This window comes from Actinomadura sp. 7K534 (assembly GCF_004348575.1).
Lineage (GTDB): Bacteria > Actinomycetota > Actinomycetes > Streptosporangiales > Streptosporangiaceae > Spirillospora > Spirillospora livida.
This window is the reverse complement of sequence record NZ_SMKB01000004.1, coordinates 40713-57290: the sequence shown is the minus strand read 5'-3', so window position 1 is coordinate 57290 and position 16578 is coordinate 40713. Positions and strand designations below refer to the sequence as shown.

Below are 16578 nucleotides of genomic sequence, written 5' to 3'. Positions count from 1 at the left end.
ACATAAGAGCGCTATTAGGCGCTGACAAGAAGGCCGCCCGGAGGGGGGAGCACCCGGTATCGAAAGGCGTAGGGCGGACGCGCCCCCTTGATCATGCCGGCGGCGGTCCGGTAGCCGCGCGACGACGATAGGTGATCACACCGGACCCGCGCATCCCGGACCCGGCGCATGCGCACGGGAAAAGAAGATCCCCGCGTATCCGCGTCGTCATCATGGGGTGTCAGCCGCGGGCAGGAGATGCGAACCATGAAGGCACTGATCTTATCCGGGGGGACGGGCTCCCGCCTGCGCCCCCTCACCCACTCCACGCCGAAGCAGCTCGTGCCGGTGCTCAACCGGCCCGTCCTGGAACACGTACTGGACAACGTCCGCGGGCTGGGCATCACCGAGATCGGGCTCATCGTCGGCGCCGGCGACCGCGCCGTCCCCCGGGCCATCGGGGACGGCGCCCGGTTCGGCGCGCGGATCACCTACCTGCCGCAGGACCGGCCGAGCGGCCTGGCCGACTGCGTGCGGATCGCCCGGCACTTCCTGGGCGGGGACGACTTCGTCATGTACCTCGGCGACAACATGCTCCCAGAGGGGATCGCCGATTGCGCGGCGCGGTTCCGCGCCGAGCGTCCGGCCGCCCAGCTCGTCCTCAAGCGGGTGGCCGACCCGACCGCGTTCGGGGTCGCCGAGCTGGACGGGACCGGCCGGGTGCTGCGGCTGACCGAGAAGCCGCGGGAGCCGCGCAGCGACCTCGCCATGATCGGCGTCTACTTCTTCACCGCCGCGATCCATGCCGCGGTGGCGGCCGTCGCCCCCAGCCCGCGCGGCGAACTGGAGATCACCGACGCCGTCCAGTGGCTGGTCGACCGGGGCGAGCCGGTCGGCGCCACCGAGTACGCGGGCTACTGGAAGGACATCGGGCGGATCGAGGACGTGCTGGACTGCAACCGCTGGATGCTCGCCCGGCAGACCGGGAGCGTCGCGGGCGAGGTCGACCCGGCGAGCACGGTGGCCGAGGACGTGGTGGTGGAGCGGGGCGCCCGCGTGGTCCGGTCCCGGATCGACGCGCCCGCCCTCGTCGGCGCCGGCTCGGTGATCGAGGACAGCCATGTCGGGCCGGGCTCGGCCATCGGCCGGGACTGCCTGGTCAAGTCCACCCGGCTGCTGGACTCGGTCGTCCTGGACGGCGCCTCGATCTCCCACGTCAGCGGGCTGCGGTCGTCCCTGGTCGGCCGCGGCGCCACGATCGGCCGCAGCCGCGACGACCGGGAGCTGCACCGCCTCATCGTCGGCGACGACACCCGCACCGAGATCGCCGCGTAAAGCCGGCTCCGCCGCGATCGCGACCCGGAGCCCCGGGCGGACGAACCACGAAACCCGGGACGGCATAAGGGCCATAAAGTCAATGCGCCGCCGCGGGAACGAACAATTCAGCAATTCGGAAGAAACTCTTCGAGTGTGCCCTTCCTACGATCGACGCAAGAACCGGAGCCGACGTTTCTGGTTCCCGTTCCGGACCACCGCGGTGCAGGGAGGAAGGCCATGACGACAATTCCTATTACGCCGAGCCGGGAGGGCATGGTGCCCTATCCGGCGGATGTGGTCGAACGGTACCGGGCGGCGGGTCACTGGGAGCGGCGGCCGCTCGCGGACTACCTGCTCGACGTCGCCGACCGCACTCCCGACGCCCTCGCCCTGGTCGACGGGGACGTGCGGCTGACCCACCGGGACCTGATGGTGCGCGCCGACGGCGCCGCGATGCGCCTGCGCGAGCTGGGGCTGCGGCCCGACGACCGGATCCTGGTGCAGCTGCCCAACGGCTGGGAACTGATCGTCCTCATCGCGGCCTGCCTGCGGCTCGGCGCGATCCCGGTGCTGGCGCTGACCGCGCACCGCCGGCACGAGCTGGACCACCTGGTGGAGCGGGCCGAGGCGCGGGCGATCGCGGTGCCCGACACCCTGGCCGGCTTCGACCACCAGGGCATGGCCCGGATGATCGCCAGCCGCGCGCCCACCGTCGAGCAGGTGCTGGTGTCGGGCGAGGACGTCCGCACGGGCAGCGTGGACCTGCGCGCGCTGCTGCGTCCCGCGGACGACCCGGCGGGCGCCCGCGCCGCGCTCGACGCGATCACCCCGGACCCGCTGTCGGCCGCGCTGATGCTGCTGTCGGGCGGGACGACGGGGCAGCCGAAGCTGATCGCCCGCACCCACGAGGACTACGGCTGCTATGTCCGCAGCATCGTCGACGTGTGCCTGCTGACCTCGGACAGCGTCTACCTCACCCTCCTGCCGCTGGGACACAGCCTCCCCCTGGGCACCGCCCTGGCCGCCCTCGTCGCCGGGGGCCGCGTGGTCCTGGAGGCCACGCCCGCGCCGGAACGCGCGTTCGCGACGATCGAGCGGGAACGGGTCACGGCGACCGCGCTGGTCCCCGCGGTCGCGCAGCGCTGGCTGGAGCACCGCCTCGTCGACACCGGCAGCGACCTGAGCTCGGTGGAGCTGATGCTGGTCGGCGGTGCCCGGCTGCCCGACAGCCTGGCCGAGCGGATCGCGCCCGCGCTCACCCGGAACCTGCAGCAGGGGTACGGGATGGGCGAGGGCGGCGCCTGCCTCACCCGGGTCGGCGACCCGTCCGACATCATCTGGCACACCCAGGGCCGGCCGATGTGCGCGGGCGACGAGCTCCTGCTGGTCGGCGAGGACGGCGAGCCGGTCCCCGACGGCGAGCCCGGCGAGCTGCTCACCCGCGGCCCGTGCACGATCCGCGGCTACTACCGGGCCCCCGAGCACAACGCCGAGGCGTTCACCGCGGACGGCTGGCTGCGCACGGGGGACGTCGTCCGGATCCGCCCGGACGGATACCTCGTCGTGGAGGGCCGGGAGAAGGACCTCATCAACCGCGGCGGCGAGAAGATCTCGGCCGAGGAGGTCGAGAACTTCGCCTACCAGGTGGACGGGGTCAGCCAGGCGGCGCTGGTCGCGATGCCCGACCCGGTCCTGGGCGAGCGCGCCTGCCTCTACGTGGTGCCCCGCCCCGGGGCGCTGGTCCGGCTGGAGGACGTCGAGGAGGTCATCACGCGGGCCGGCGCGGCCCGGTACAAGGTCCCCGAGCGGCTGGTCGTGGTGGACGAGCTGCCCAGCACCAACATCGGAAAGATCGACAAGAAGGCGCTGCGCGCCGACATCGCCCAGCGCCTGGACGCCGAACGGCTCACCGCGCCGGCCGTGTCCTGAACCGGGGCGGGAGGCGGTGCGGGCCGGTGGGCGGACGCGGGCCCGCCGGCCCGCACCGGCTTCCGCGGTGCCGGGGCCGGGTCGGGCCCGTGTCGGGCCGGCCGTGCCGGGTCAGGCGGCGAGGCCGTCGCGGCTCGCGAGCATCGCGCGCGTCCGCAGCGGCTCCCACCACGACCGGTTGTCGCGGTACCACTCGATGACCGAGCGCAGGCCCTCCGCGAAGCCGATCCGCGGCACGAACCCCAGCTCTTCGCGGATCTTCGCGGCGTCCAGCGAGTAGCGCCGGTCGTGCCCCAGCCGGTCGGTGACGTGCTCCACCCGGTCCCAGCCGGCGCCGCAGGCGTCCAGCAGCAGCCCGGTGATCTCGCGGTTGCTCAGCTCGTCCCCGCCGCCGATGTGGTAGACCTCCCCCGCCCGTCCCTCCCGCAGGACGAGCTGGATGGCGCGGCAGTGGTCGGAGACGTGCAGCCAGTCGCGGCGGTTCTCACCGTCGCCGTACAGCGGCACCGGCAGCCCGTCCAGCAGGTTGGTCACGAACAGCGGGATCAGCTTCTCGGGGAACTGGTACCACCCGTAGTTGTTGGTGCAGCGGGTGACGACGACGTCCATGCCGAACGTGCGGTGGAACGAGAGCGCCATGAGGTCGGAGCCCGCCTTGGTGGCCGCGTAGGGAGCCGTGGGGTCCACCGGCGACTCCTCCGTCCACGACCCCTGGTCGATGGATCCGTAGACCTCGTCGCTCGACACGTGCACGAACCGGCGCACGCCGTGCCGCAGCGCCGCCTCCAGGAGCACCTGGGTGCCCAGCACGTTGGTCCGGACGAACCGCCCCGGCCCGGAGATCGAGCGGTCGACGTGCGTCTCCGCGGCGAAATGGACGATCACTTCGTGCCCCCGCACCGTCTCGTCGACCACGGCGGGATCGCAGATGTCGCCGTGCACGAACCGGTAGCCGGGCCGGTCCGCGACGGGCGCGAGGTTCGACGGGTTGCCCGAGTACGTCAGCGCGTCCAGGACCGTGATCCGGTCGTCCCCGGAGCCGGGCAGCTCGCCGCGCAGCCCGGCGCGCACGAATTCCGAGCCGATAAACCCCGCGCCGCCCGTTACGAGAATGTTCACCGGACCGCCCCGCAGACCACCGTGGAATCGCCAATCGCTCGCATCGACATCTCCTTCACTTTCCGGCACCTGGCCTGGCCGGGCGGCCTCTCCCAATCTTGCGGGCCCGGAAAAACGCGCCGCATCTCCACGAATGCGTCCAGCACGGCCGGCCGGAAACGCCATTTTGAGAGATGCACGGCCCGGCGTGCCGCGTGACCGTTGAACAGCGAGACCGATATCTCAAGGAGGCAAGCGTGGAAACCAGTCACCAGCCGGCGTCCGCCACGTCGGCGACGATCACCTACCGCAGGCCGCCCTGGTGGCTGCGCTCCATCGTGAGCCGTATCGCCCCGCGCATCTTCCGCGACGACATCGCCATGCTGTCGGTGCGCGGGCGCACGAGCGGCAAGGTCCGGTCCGTGCCCGTGGTGGTCCTGCGCTTCCAGGGCGAGCGCTACCTGGTCACGCCCTACGGGGAGGCGCACTGGGTGCGGAACCTGCGCGCCGCGGGCGGCGCGGGAACCCTGACGATGCGCGGTCAGGCGCAGCCGTTCACCGCGGTCGAGATCCCGCCGCAGGACCGCCAGCCGATCCTGCACGCCTACCTGCGCGAGTACGGCAGCAGGCCCACCGTGGCCCGCACCTTCGCCCAGATCCCCGAAGCGGCCGACCACCCGACCTTCCGCATCGTGGAGACCCGCTCCTAGGCGGGACGGCGGCCGGCGGGCCCCGGCGAACGCCCCCGGGCGGACGGTCGTCCGCCGGGGGCGCCGCCGTCAGGCCGTCGCTCGGGTCGGGGGCAGCCGGTCGTGGGACGGTCAGCCGGTCGTGGGACGGGCCTCGATCAGCGCGGACCGGGCCCAGTGCCCGATCCGCACCACCTCGAACCCGGCCGCGGCCAGCAGCGCCCGCCAGGCGCCCTCGCCGCGTTCGCGTCCGCCGAGCAGCACCAGCATGTGCAGGTCGAGCAGCTTGGCCGGATGGGGGACGGCGTCGTCGGGGACGACCTGTTCGAGGATGAGCAGCCGGGCGTGCAGGGGCATCGCCTCGCGGCACCGGCGCAGGATCTCCGCCGCTCTGGCGTCGTCCCAGTCGTGCAGGATCTGGGCGAGCACGTACACGTCCCCGCCCTCGGGGACCGCCCGGAAGAAGTCGCCGCCCACCACCTGACAGCGGCCGCGCACGTCGGCGTCCGCCAGCACGAGGCCCTCGTCCTCCACCACGTGCGGGAGGTCGTACAGCACGCCCTGCAGACCGGGGGTCCGGGACAGGAGCATGTTCAGCAGCCGCCCGTTGCCGCCGCCCACATCGACCACGGTGGCCACGCCGGACCAGTCGCGCTCCAGCAGCGGCCGCAGCCGCAGGTCGACCAGGCCGGCCTGCGCCGCGTTGAAGGTCGCGGACGCCTCCGGGCGCTCGCTCAGCCAGTCGAACATGGGCTTGCCGAACACCGCGTCGAAGGCCGGTTCGCCGGTGCGCAGCGAGTGCGTCGCCGCCGACCACGCGTGGTAGGCGTCACCGGCCATCAGCGTGACGAAGTGGCGCAGCGACCCCGGCGCGTCCCGGCGCAGCAGGGCGCCCATCGGCGTCAGCGCGAAGGTGCCGGCGGGCTCCTCCACGAACAGCCCCTCGGCGGTGAGCACGCGCAGGAACCTGCGCAGCGCGTCGGGGTCCGCACCGGTCCGCTCGGCGAGCCGCGCGGCGTCGGCCGGTCCGTCCACCAGTTCCTCGACGACGTCCAGCTCGGTCACGGCGAAGATCGCCTGGGACACCAGGTAGCCCATGATCTTCAGCCGGAGCAGGCCGTTGTCGTCGTTGTGCCCGGCCATCGCGGGTCCCTTCATCCGGCCGCCCGTTCCCGGGCCGCGTCGCGCAGCCCCGGGAAGAGCGGGATCTCCGCCGTGCCCTTGAGGTAGTCGGCGCCCGCGGTGCCACCGGTGCCCGGCACCGAACCGATGATCTTGCGGGTGATGCCCCAGTGCGTGCGCTTCATGGCCCGCCAGCCCCGGTCCAGGCGCAGCATCGCCTCCGCCACCGGCCGCATCGCGTCTGGGCCCAGGTCCGCGAGCCGGGCGTCGAACGCCTCCTGCAGCGTGGGACCGGTGATCACGACCGGCGCCGTCCGGTCGTCGGTCGCGGCGGGCGGCCGGACCGCGCTGAGCCGCTCCACCTGCCGGTACGCGCGCGACTGCACGGCGCTGCGACCGTCGGTGTGCGCCCGGATGTGCGCGAACGCCGGGCGCGACATCGTGGTCAGCACCCGGAAGAGGACCGGGGTGGCCGCCACCCGCCGGCCCGCGTCGTCCAGTTCGCCCGCCGCCGCCACCGGGTCCCCGTCCATCAGGGCGGCGACCGCCCGCTCCAGGCACCGGAACATCTGCCGGTAGACGATCTCGAAGATCTGCACGCTGCGGATGAACATGATCTCGTCGTGCAGCGGGGTGGTGGGCAGCATCGCGCTCTCCACCGTGCGCCGGACCGGCGCGGGCACCCGGTCCAGGACGCCCTGGCCGCGCAGCCGCGCCCAGCCCGCCAGCGCGGTGTCGTCGCGGCCGATCCGCCGGCCGCCCCGGGAGTCCAGCGCGACGCCGACCGCGCCCGCCGCCAGGGGCGCCAGCTCGGCCGCGCGGGCGAGCGCCTGGAGCGTCGCGTGCGTGCGGATCCGCTGCGGCTGGGCGCCGGGGTCGGCCGCGAGCGCCTCCCCCTCGACGATCAGCAGGTCGGACAGCAGCGCCACCAGCTCGGCGTCGTGGACGGTGTCGGCGTCCGACCCCGGGTACTCGTCCGCGAGCCGCTCCAGCACCGGCATGTTGACGTAGGAGTCGTAGTCGCCGTCGTCCTGGTCGAAGGTGCTCGGCAGCCAGTCGGCGAGCAGGCGCTCGGGCAGCGTCCGCGGCGCCGGAAGCCGGGCGTGGACCTCGCGCAGCGCCTCCACCAGCGCCGGGTCCGCGTAGGTGCGGCCGTGGTGGCGGTACCGCTCGACGACCTCCCGGTAGGGGAACGCCTCAGCCCGTCCTCGGGCCGCGGGGTCACCGGGCGGGCCGAGCCATCGGGCGACCCGGTCGAGGACGCCGCGGGCCGTCCGGTCCGGCACGTCCGTCCTGGTGCTGTGCACGCTGCGGCCGCCGACGCCGACGTGCGGCGGCCACTGTGGCGCGGTCCGGGCGAGTGACCGCGCGATCGCTAATCGTCCCGTGCCGTCGCGGTCGGACGGCAGTTGCTCCCGCGCTCCCATGACCACAAGCGTGGTCGCGATGAACCGGAACGGCTTCTCTTCTCGTGCCGTTACGTGAACACCGCGAAATACCGGTGAAAAATAACGCATTCTGCGAGAAATCGGGTGTCAGTAAAGGTGTGAGGATCTGCTCTCACATACTGGACCTCCAGGGGGAACCATGCTGGACAGAAGGAAAATACTCACGATCGGCGGTGTCGCCGGCGCCGCTTCGGTCATGCCGCTGGCGCGGCTCGCGCACGGCGATTCCACCGAGAACGGCGTGCGCAATGCGACCTCGCACCACCACCATGGCGGCAAGGTGACGACCCGGTCGGCCGCCGCCAACGCGGCGCCGCCCCTGGACCCGTTCTCGGTCCCCATGCCCGTCCCCCAGGTGCTGAGGCCGTCCTACCGGACCTCGAAGCTCGACCAGTACGTGCTGGACATCCAGCCCGCCAACGTCGAGATCTTCCCCGGCTTCAAGACGGCCGCGCTCACCTACGGCGGGACGTTCGTCGGCCCCACCATCCTGGCCACGGAGGGCCGGGCGATCCAGATCAAGTACCGCAACCAGCTGAAGGAGGACGCCAACGTCCACCTGCACGGCGGGCACAACCCGGCGTCCAGCGACGGCCACCCGATGGACGTGATCCCCGCCGGCGGCTCCAAGGTGTACACGTACCCGAACCGGCAGCCCGGGGCCACGCTCTGGTACCACGACCACGTCCACCACCTGGAGGCCGAGCACGTCTTCCGCGGCCTGCACGGCTTCTACCTGCTCAAGGGGTATGACGAGGCGCGGCTGAACCTGCCCTCCGGCGAGTACGACGTGCCCATCATGCTGCGGTACGGCAAGTTCGACGAGGACGGCCAGATCCTGTTCAGCCCCTACGACGACGTCAGCACGCGCACCACGTTCCTGGTGAACGGCCGGCCCCAGCCGTACTTCAAGGTGGCCGCGCGCCGATACCGGTTCAGGCTGCTCAACGCCTCGAACCACGGCGACTTCAAGGTGAACCTGGGCGGCCGGGAGATGGTCCAGATCGCCTCCGACGGGGGTCTGCTGCCCGCGCCCGTGTCGCGCAAGGAGGTGCTGATCACGCCGGGCGAGCGCGCCGAGGTGGTGGTCGACTTCTCCGACGTGCCCGTCGGCTCCAGCGTGGTCCTGGAGAGCGAATGGGGGCCGGTGATGCGGTTCGACGTCGACCGGCGCGGGTTCGACACCGGCGGGCCGCCCGCCGTGCTGCGGCCGAACCCGACACTGCCCAAGCCCACCGTCGAGCGCGAGATCCGGATGCGGCTGTCCGACGACCAGCAGGTGTTCTGGATCAACGGCAAGCCCTTCGACCCCGACCGGGTGGACGTGCGGATCAAGCGGGGCACCACCGAGGTCTGGCGCATCTACAACGACGACTCCGACTGGGGCATCGACCACAACTTCCATCTGCACATGGTCCGCTTCCGCGTGCTGGACCGGGACGGCGCGCCGCCGTGGCCGGGCGAGTCCGGCCTGAAGGACACCGTGTCGGTGCCGCCGGGCACCTCGGTGCGGGTGCAGGCGACGTTCGGCGAGCACCTGGGCCGCTTCGTCTACCACTGCCACATGATGGAGCACTCCGGGCCGTTCCAGATGATGGCCCAGATGGAGATCGTCCGATAGGCCGCCGCCGGCTCCCGCAGGGCGAAACGGGTCCGCCCGGCCACCGTTCTCCTCGGTGGCCGGGCGGACCCGTCCGTTCAGCTCACGCCAGCGGTCACGGGTCCACCACCGCGTCGTCCACCACCGCGTCGTCCACCATGGCGTCGTCCACCACAGGGGCGTCCGCGCCGCGCCGGACGTAGTCCGCCGCGACCGCGATGAAGGCGTCGTTCTCCTCGGGGCACCCGATCGAGACCCGGACCCCGGTGCCCGCGAACGGGCGCAGGCACACCCCTTCGGACGCGCAGGCGTCCGCGAAGTCGGCGGTGCGCTCCCCCAGCCGCAACCAGACGAAGTTGCCCTCGCTCCCCGGAACGTCCCAGCCCTGCGCCAGCAGCGCGCCGGCGACCCGCGCGCGCTCCTTGACCGTGGTCTCGACCCGCTCCAGCAACTCGTCCTCGGCCGCCAGCGACGCCAAGGCCGCCGCCTGCGCGACGGCGTTCACGCTGTACGGGACGGTGTGCTTGCGGACCGCCTCGGCCACCGCCGCGTGGCCGACCAGGTAGCCGACGCGCAGGCCCGCGAGCCCGTACGCCTTGGAGAAGGTCCGCACCGCCACCAGGTTGGGGTGGTCGCGCCACAGGGCCAGGCCGTCCGCGGCCTCGGGGTCGCGCACGTACTCCTGGTACGCCTCGTCCAGCACCACCAGGCAGGTCGGGGGCACCCGGTCGAGGAACGCGGTCAGCTCGGCCCGCGACACCACGGTGCCGGTGGGATTGTTCGGGTTGCACACGAAGACCAGCCGCGTCCGCTCGGTCACCGCGTCGGCCATCGCCGCCAGGTCGTGCCGCTCCTCGCGCAGCGGCACCTGGACGTTCGCCATGCCCGCCAGGGACACCAGCAGCGGGTACGCCTCGAACGACCGCCAGGCGTACATGATCTCGGCGCCGGGCTCGGCCACGGCCTGCAGCAGCATCTGGATGACGCCCACCGCGCCGGCGCCGACGACGACGCTCTCGTCCGGTACCCGCAGGCGACCGGCGAGCGCCTCGACGAGCGGCACGGCGTGGTTGTCGGGGTAGCGGTTGATCCCGCGCAGCCCGGCGGCCAGCGCCTTCTCGACCGACGGCAGCGGGCCGTAGGGCGATTCGTTCTGGGACAGCTTGACCAGGGCACCGCGCGCCTCCGGCTCCGCGGCCGGGCGGTAGTCCAGGAAGCGGCCGACCACCGGGCGGAATCGCGGAATCGTCCCCGTACGCGGCGGGGTGCTCCCCGTCCGCTCCGGGTCATCGGCTGCGGCGTTGCGGCCTGATCGTTCGTCCATGGGACCAGGCTATGCATTCCCCATTCCGGGGGATTACCGCAAAATTGCCGAATTTCGGGAACCGGGCCGCGCCCCGGTCAGGACGCGGTGAGGAAGGGCACGAGGACCGGGGCGACCGCCTCCGCGTCGGCCACGTGGCCCTGGTGCGGGATGACCACGCGCTCGGCGTCGGGGATGGCTTCGGCCAGCGCGTCCGCGGCGTCGTCGAAGAACGACCCCAGGGCGGCCATGTGCGGGTCGAGCGAGCCTCCCGTGGCCACCAGCACCGGCTGCCGGATCCCGGCGAGCCGCTCCGCCGGCAGGGCGCCGTCGCCCATGGCGGCGTTGTCGTAGGCCAGCGTGTGGGCCACCGCCTCGCACTGCGGCCAGAACTCCGAGCCGCGGGCCGCCGCCACGTCGTCGTCGGACGACCCGGCGAGCCGCATGAACAGCTCGAAGGCGTCGCCGCGCCGGTCCTCGCCGAGCAGCCGGTGCAGCTCCTCGGTGTACTGGCGATGCCGGTCCGGGGCGCCCTCGTGGACGTCGTAGGGCACCTCGTAGACGCCGACCCGGTCGACGGGCAGGCCCGCCAGGACCGCCTCCAGCGCCAGGGCGCCGCCGGAGGAGACCCCGTACAGGTGCGCGGACCCGCCCGCCTCGTCGATCAGCGCGGCCAGGTCGTCGAACTCGCGTTCCAGGGCGTACGGCAGGGTGTCGCCGCTCTCGCCCCGGCCGCGCCGGTCGTAGTTGAAGACGGTGAGGCTCTTCGCCAGCTCCCGCGCCAGCGGCGCGTTCTCGGAGCGGTCGACGCCGCCCCCGCCGCCCACCAGGATCACCGGCGGCCCGCTGCCGAGCCGCTCGTAGGCGATCAGGGTGCCGTCCTTCGACTTCACCGAGCCCATGCGCCGTCCTCCCAAATTCACGGGACGGGAGCGATCGCCTCCCGACCATTCCGTCCGATGCGACCCTATCGAAGCGATACCGCATCGGACGGATTTCTCGCGCCTTTTCACATGATCATTAACGATCGTTCCCGATCGGTCAGGTGATCTCCGCCAGCGGGGCGTCCGGCGCCGCCGATCCCTTCTCCAGAATGCCGATGAATGCCGCGACCTGAGCGCGCATCGTGTCGGCCGTCCACCGGTTGCTGTTGAACCCGAGGCTGCCGACGATCTCCTTGGAGGGCAGCACGTCCAGCGTCCACAGCGCGCCCTCGGGCACGTCGATGCCCTCGTCCTGGGAGCGCAGCCGCCGCCGCACCTCGGCGAACCGCAGGTCGCCGACCTGCTCGGTCTCGGGCGCGTGCTCGGAGCCGAGCACCTGGAAGGCGGGCACCAGCAGGTCGTCGGCGGCCAGCGGCGCCATCAGGTGCGGCACCTGCCCCATGATGTCGTGGAAGGACATCTCGTGCGTGAAGGACTCCAGGCAGCCCTTCCGGGTGCGCTCCACCACCTCGCGGAAGGTCTCGCATCCGGTGATGTCCGTACGGACCGGCAGGAAGTTGTAGAAGTTGCCGACCGTGTCGTGGAACTTCTGCTGGCTCCGTCCCGCCGTGAGCGTGAGGACGGCCAGGTCCGTCACCTCGGTGAGGCGGCTCATCAGGACGTGGTACGCCGACAGGAAGACCATGAACGGCGTGGCCCGCATCTCCCGCGCGAGGTCCAGCGAGACGGCGGCCGGCTCCTTCTCGATGAGGAAGCGGTGCCAGGCGGTGGCCTTGGGCAGCCCGGCCGAACGCGGGTGGTCGGTGCGGATCGGGACGGCCTCCGCGTCGCGGTACTTCGCGCGCCAGAACTCGCGGTTGCGCCGCATGGCGGGGCTGTCGTCGTTCGCCTCCTCCCAGGCCACGTACTCGCGGTACTGCGGCGCCTCCGGCAGGGCCGGCACGTCGTGGCCGCGGCGGGCGGCGTACAGGTGGACGAGGTCGCGCATGATCAACTGCATGGACCAGCCGTCCGCCGCCGTGTGGTGGGCGACCAGGACCAGCACGCCGTCCAGCTCGTCGAAGCGGCCGAGGACCGCGCGCAGCTGCGGCATCTCGCGGATGCTGAAGGGCTCCGCCTCGATCTCGCAGAGCAGGTCCTCCACCTGGCGGTCGCGGTCCGCCGGGCCGCCGCCCGGCAGATCGCGGATGACCAGCCGCGGCGCACCGGCCGGCAGGAACCGCTGGTAGGGCTGCTCGATGCCGCGCACGATCTCGCAGCGCAGCGACTCGTGCCGCTCCACCACGTCCCGCAGCGCCTCCCGCAGCACGCCCAGGTCGATCTCCCCGCTGATCCGGTAGGCGTAGTTGACGCCGTACATCGGACCGAAGGGGCCCTGGTCGTCGCCGCGGTCGAACATGCAGATGAACTTTTGGTTGCAGGACAGGGGGGCGGTGGGCGCCGTGTCGGTGCCCGCGGCGCCCGGATCGACGACACTGGTCATACCGGACCTCCTATAAGAGTCTGTCCGATCTTTTCGCACCGGCAATTACCGCACATCTCCGAGAATGCGCGGCCGACGCCATATCGGCACTCTCGGAGAACCCGCGCCGGCGGCTCGGCGATAGTTTCACAAAAGGCGATCGGCCCGGTCCGTGCCCACGCCGGGCGCGCACCGGGCACCTCACCCAACCGAGACGAAGGGCGCCACGATGGCGATAGCGGCGAGTGCCACCGAGTCGGATCTTCCGTCGCCCCCCGCGGCCGACCCCACGCCGGACCAGCTCGTCGCGCGGGCAGAGGCGCTGATCCCGGCCCTGGTCGAGCAGCAGGCGCAGACCGAGAAGCGCACTTTCTACGCCCCGGAGATGCACGAGGAATTCCAGCGGGCCGGTTTCTACCGAATTCTGGTTCCGCGCCGCTACGGCGGGCTGGAAATGGGAATCGACACGTTTTTCCGGGTGTCGATGGCACTGGCCCGCGGCTGCCCTTCGACCGGCTGGATGTTCTGCCTGGCGGCGGCCCACGCGATTCCGGTCGCGACGCTCTTCCCCGAGCCGGCGCAGCGCGAGCTCTTCGCGTCCGGCGAGTTCTTCTGCCCCGGCACGGTCGTGCCGAGCGGCACCCCGGAGCGCACCGCGGGCGGGTGGGTGGTCGACGGCACCTGGGGCTACTGCTCCGGGGCGCCCTACGCGACGCACTTCCTCGGCCACACCCTGGTGGTGCGGGAGGGCCGGGACGAGCCCGAGCCCATGCTGTTCGTGGTCCCGCGCGACCGGTGGCACCGGCTGGACGACTGGGGCGACTCCCTGGGGCTGCGCGGCAGCGGCTCGCACAGCATCACGATGGAGGGCGCATTCATCCCCGACCACTACACCCTGCCCACCCACCACGGCATGGTGACCGTCACCGAGGGGACACCGGGGCTCGACCTGCACCGCAACCCCATGTACGGCAGCGGGCAGCTCAGCTTCATGGTGTTCGAGAGCGCCGTCGTCGCGGTGGGCATGGCCCGGGGGGCGCTGGACGCCTACGACGAGCTGATGCGGACGCGCACCACCCTGTTCCCGCCGATCGTCGGCCGCGCCGAGAACACCGACTACCAGGGCTGGTACGGGCAGGCCGTCGCGCTCGTGGAGACCGCGGAGGCCGCCATCATGGGCGTCGTCCGGCAGTGGCAGGAGCTGGGGGCGCGCGGCCCGGAGAACTTCACCAAGGAGACCGAGTGGCGCATCGCGCTGGTCTGCCGGGAGGTGATCACGCTGTGCTGGCGCGCGGTGGAGTCGTACCTGTTCCCCACCGCCGGTTCCAGCGCGGCGCGGCAGGGCGCACGAATCGAGCGGATCTGGCGTGACATGTCCACGATGCGGACCCACGCGGGGATCGCCATCATGCTGGCCGGCATCGGCAACCGCGAGGTGACCAGGGCCGCCTTCGGCATCGACGAGCAGGAGATCAACGCCTCCTGACCGCCACCCGCCCGCCGGCCCGCGGGCGGCACGGGAGGGGCCCACGGCAGTCGCCGTGGGCCCCTCCCCGTCGGGCCGGCCGCTGCTAGCGGCGGGTTCCGATGAACAGGCCCGGGGCGAGCGGGCGGCCGTCCGCGAGGGTGAAGCCGCGGACGAACTCGGGCTTGAGCCCGGCGTTCTCCAGCGCGGCGGTGTACTCGTCGCGGGCGAAGGGCCGGGCGGTGAGGGTCTCGTCGAACTCGTGGAAGCCGTCCCGGTCGGCCACCACGAACCGGGCCTCCATCCGGACCTTGTCGCCGTCCTTGGCCGCCCGGGTCAGCTGCGTGACGACCCGTCCGTCCTCCTTGTGGACGCTGCCGTCGACCCATCCGTCGAGGAAGTCGCCGGAGAAGAACCACGGCTCGACCACCAGCACACCGCCCCGCACCAGGTGCGCCGCCATCCGCTCCACCGCCCGGTTCAACTCCTCGGCCGAGTCCAGGCAGGCGACCGAGTTGCCGACGCAGATGACGGCGTCGAAGGCGAGCCGCAGGTCGAAGGTGCGCATGTCGGCGCCGTGGATCACGCGTCCGGGCAGCCTGCGGCAGGCGACCTCCCGCATGCCCGGGGCCAGCTCGACCCCTTCCACGTGCTCGAAGTGCTCGGCGAGGACCTCGAGGTGCGCCCCGGTGCCGCAGGCGACGTCGAGCAGCGAGGACGCCCCGGGCATCCGCGCCCGGATCAGCTGGGCCAGCCGTTCCGACTCGGCCCGGAAGTCCTTGCCCCGCGCGGTGAAGACGAGGTCGTACACCTCGGCGTGCGCCTGCCCGTACTGCATCAGTTCCTCGCCTTCCCCGCGCGGTGCAGCGCGGTGAGCTCCTCCAGCCGCGGGACGATCCCGGCGGGGCTGGGCAGCGTCAGCCACTCTTCGTGCAGGAACCTCGTGCCCTCGCGGTACGAGGTCTCCTCCAGCACGGCGCCGAGCAGCTCGCGGATCTCCGAAGGCGACTGCACCTGGTGGTTCAGCCGCACCCCGGCGCCGCACTCGGTCACGTAGGCCGAGGTGGTCGACGCGTACTGGGCCTTCTCGCACTGGAACTCCCAGTCGATGCCCGCGTCCGTCGCGGTGCCGTACAACCGGGCGGGCTCGTCGGTGTCGCAGATGAGCTGCGGCACCCGCTTCGCCACCGAGGCCATGAAGGTGCCGTAGCTGCCGTGGTTGACGGTCGCCGCGCAGGACGGCAGCAGCTGGTCGAGCGGCACGTACTCGACGACGCGGACGTTGGCCGGGACCCCGCCGGGCACGTCCTCGAGCTGGTTGGCGTTCAGCGTCGCGACGACCTCGATGTCGAGATCGGCGACCGCCTCCATCAGCTTGGCGGTGCGGCCCCAGTCGCCCTTGAGGAACTCGCGTCCCGAGGAGCCGAGGGTGACCGCCACGCGCGGCCGTTCCGGCGGCTTGTCCAGCCACTCCTGCCGGACGGCGGCGCCCGTGTACGGGACGAACCTGGCCGGAACGGTCGGCACCGCGGTGGGCAGCCGCAGTCCCGGCAGGTTCGGGTCCACCGTCCAGTCGCCGAAGAGCAGCGCGTCGTCGACCGCCAGGCCGTACCGCTCGGCCAGCGGCCGCATGGCCTCGGCGAGCAGGCTCTTCCGGCCGGCCGCGACGGACCGCTCGTGCGCCCAGGCGGTGGCGTCGGGGGAGATCAGGATCCGCGCGTGCGCCGCGCCCGCGACCCCCGCCGCGATCGCCCCGGCGGGGAACCACGGTTCCCAGAGCACCAGGTCCGGCTCCCAGCTCCGGGCGAACTCGACCAGGGCGCCGATGTCCGGGCGGGGTTCGGGCGGATGGTAGTCCCGGATGGTCAGCAGGGCGAAGTGGTAGAAGGCGTCCCAGGCATCCCGGTCCTTCTTGTCGCGGATGCCCAGCGCGTCCACGTAGGACTCGCTCTCCTCCCTGGTGGGGAGGAGGTCGGCGTACCCCGGATAGGCCATGTCGTGGATCGACAGCGGCGCGGGCTCGCCGCACGGCACCGCCGTGAGCCCGGCCGCGTTGACCACCCTGGCGAAGTCCGGGACGGCGACCCCGGAGGGATAGCCCGGAGGGGAGGCGACGCACACGTCATGGCCCGCGCTCTGCAGCGCCCACGCGAACGGCACCAGCGGCATGAGGTGGGCGGGCACCGGGAACACGCAGATCATCACGCGCATGAGCACTCCCC

At 72.3% G+C, this 16578-nt stretch carries 13 protein-coding genes; 5 read left to right on the top strand and 8 right to left on the bottom strand.

The genetic code is table 11. The features are described 5' to 3' along the window. Positions 1 to 246 precede the first annotated feature (246 nt). On the top strand, positions 247 to 1314 hold the full coding sequence (locus E1266_RS01810) for a glucose-1-phosphate thymidylyltransferase (protein WP_132042990.1): 1068 nt from the start codon (positions 247 to 249) through the stop codon (positions 1312 to 1314). 219 nt (positions 1315 to 1533) lie between these two features. Beyond that, on the top strand, positions 1534 to 3225 hold the full coding sequence (locus E1266_RS01805; protein WP_132042988.1) for an AMP-binding protein: 1692 nt from the start codon (positions 1534 to 1536) through the stop codon (positions 3223 to 3225). Between the two features lie 111 nt (positions 3226 to 3336). Here E1266_RS01805 and rfbB read toward each other — a convergent pair whose 3' ends face one another. Beyond that, a complete protein-coding gene (gene rfbB, locus E1266_RS01800; protein WP_132042986.1) occupies positions 3337 to 4344 on the bottom strand; it encodes a dTDP-glucose 4,6-dehydratase in 1008 nt (335 codons plus the stop codon). A 236-nt stretch (positions 4345 to 4580) separates the two neighbouring features. Here rfbB and E1266_RS01795 point away from each other — a divergent pair, with 236 nt between their 5' ends. Then, positions 4581 to 5033 (top strand): nitroreductase family deazaflavin-dependent oxidoreductase, encoded by a 453-nt coding sequence (locus E1266_RS01795; protein WP_207945362.1) that lies wholly within the window; start codon positions 4581 to 4583, stop codon positions 5031 to 5033. A gap of 111 nt (positions 5034 to 5144) precedes the next feature. Here the strand turns inward: E1266_RS01795 and E1266_RS01790 are convergent, their stop codons facing one another. Together E1266_RS01790 and E1266_RS01785 are read right to left on the bottom strand one after the other, a co-directional pair. Beyond that, positions 5145 to 6170, bottom strand: coding sequence for a methyltransferase (locus E1266_RS01790; protein ID WP_207945361.1), 1026 nt, complete (start codon positions 6168 to 6170; stop codon positions 5145 to 5147). Beyond that, positions 6167 to 7561 (bottom strand): hypothetical protein, encoded by a 1395-nt coding sequence (locus E1266_RS01785; protein ID WP_132042982.1) that lies wholly within the window; start codon positions 7559 to 7561, stop codon positions 6167 to 6169. Before E1266_RS01785 ends, E1266_RS01790 begins: the two co-directional genes overlap by 4 nt. A 160-nt stretch (positions 7562 to 7721) precedes the next feature. Between E1266_RS01785 and E1266_RS01780 the strand changes: the two genes are divergently transcribed. Beyond that, a complete protein-coding gene (locus E1266_RS01780) occupies positions 7722 to 9203 on the top strand; it encodes a multicopper oxidase family protein (RefSeq protein WP_132042980.1) in 1482 nt (493 codons plus the stop codon). Positions 9204 to 9297: 94 nt separating this feature from the next. On the opposite strand, the gene hisC is transcribed toward E1266_RS01780, so the two are convergent. From hisC to E1266_RS01765, 3 genes are all read right to left on the bottom strand, one after another. Then, positions 9298 to 10506 carry a histidinol-phosphate transaminase gene (hisC, locus tag E1266_RS01775; RefSeq protein ID WP_132042978.1) on the bottom strand — a complete coding sequence of 403 codons (1209 nt, stop codon included), beginning with the start codon at positions 10504 to 10506 and terminating at the stop codon, positions 9298 to 9300. A 77-nt stretch (positions 10507 to 10583) separates the two neighbouring features. After that, the gene (locus tag E1266_RS01770; protein WP_132042976.1) at positions 10584 to 11387 is read right to left on the bottom strand and encodes an alpha/beta hydrolase; all 804 of its coding nucleotides are present in this window, start codon (positions 11385 to 11387) and stop codon (positions 10584 to 10586) included. Positions 11388 to 11526: 139 nt separating this feature from the next. Continuing rightward, a complete protein-coding gene (locus E1266_RS01765; protein ID WP_132042974.1) occupies positions 11527 to 12912 on the bottom strand; it encodes a condensation domain-containing protein in 1386 nt (461 codons plus the stop codon). A gap of 208 nt (positions 12913 to 13120) precedes the next feature. On the opposite strand from E1266_RS01765, the gene E1266_RS01760 reads away from it, so the two are divergent. After that, positions 13121 to 14377, top strand: coding sequence for an acyl-CoA dehydrogenase family protein (locus tag E1266_RS01760; RefSeq protein ID WP_132042972.1), 1257 nt, complete (start codon positions 13121 to 13123; stop codon positions 14375 to 14377). A gap of 85 nt (positions 14378 to 14462) precedes the next feature. On the opposite strand, the gene E1266_RS01755 is transcribed toward E1266_RS01760, so the two are convergent. Further along, entirely contained in the window at positions 14463 to 15194 is a 732-nt protein-coding gene (locus E1266_RS01755) for a class I SAM-dependent methyltransferase (RefSeq protein ID WP_132042970.1), read from the bottom strand. Beyond that, a complete protein-coding gene (locus E1266_RS01750; RefSeq protein WP_132042968.1) occupies positions 15194 to 16567 on the bottom strand; it encodes a nucleotide disphospho-sugar-binding domain-containing protein in 1374 nt (457 codons plus the stop codon). The genes E1266_RS01755 and E1266_RS01750 overlap by 1 nt, the downstream gene beginning before the upstream one ends. Positions 16568 to 16578: the final 11 nt, after the last annotated feature.

What these genes read in the sequence shown, in the direction of transcription:
- E1266_RS01810 (WP_132042990.1), top strand. Translation starts at nt 247, where the DNA reads ATGAAGGCACTGATCTTATCCGGGGGGACGGGCTCCCGCCTGCGCCCC.
- E1266_RS01805 (WP_132042988.1), top strand. Translation starts at nt 1,534, where the DNA reads ATGACGACAATTCCTATTACGCCGAGCCGGGAGGGCATGGTGCCCTAT.
- E1266_RS01790 (WP_207945361.1), bottom strand. Translation starts at nt 6,170, where the DNA reads ATGAAGGGACCCGCGATGGCCGGGCACAACGACGACAACGGCCTGCTC.
- E1266_RS01785 (WP_132042982.1), bottom strand. Translation starts at nt 7,561, where the DNA reads ATGGGAGCGCGGGAGCAACTGCCGTCCGACCGCGACGGCACGGGACGA.
- E1266_RS01780 (WP_132042980.1), top strand. Translation starts at nt 7,722, where the DNA reads ATGCTGGACAGAAGGAAAATACTCACGATCGGCGGTGTCGCCGGCGCC.
- hisC (WP_132042978.1), bottom strand. Translation starts at nt 10,506, where the DNA reads ATGGACGAACGATCAGGCCGCAACGCCGCAGCCGATGACCCGGAGCGG.
- E1266_RS01770 (WP_132042976.1), bottom strand. Translation starts at nt 11,387, where the DNA reads ATGGGCTCGGTGAAGTCGAAGGACGGCACCCTGATCGCCTACGAGCGG.
- E1266_RS01765 (WP_132042974.1), bottom strand. Translation starts at nt 12,912, where the DNA reads ATGACCAGTGTCGTCGATCCGGGCGCCGCGGGCACCGACACGGCGCCC.
- E1266_RS01760 (WP_132042972.1), top strand. Translation starts at nt 13,121, where the DNA reads ATGGCGATAGCGGCGAGTGCCACCGAGTCGGATCTTCCGTCGCCCCCC.
- E1266_RS01755 (WP_132042970.1), bottom strand. Translation starts at nt 15,194, where the DNA reads ATGCAGTACGGGCAGGCGCACGCCGAGGTGTACGACCTCGTCTTCACC.
- E1266_RS01750 (WP_132042968.1), bottom strand. Translation starts at nt 16,567, where the DNA reads ATGCGCGTGATGATCTGCGTGTTCCCGGTGCCCGCCCACCTCATGCCG.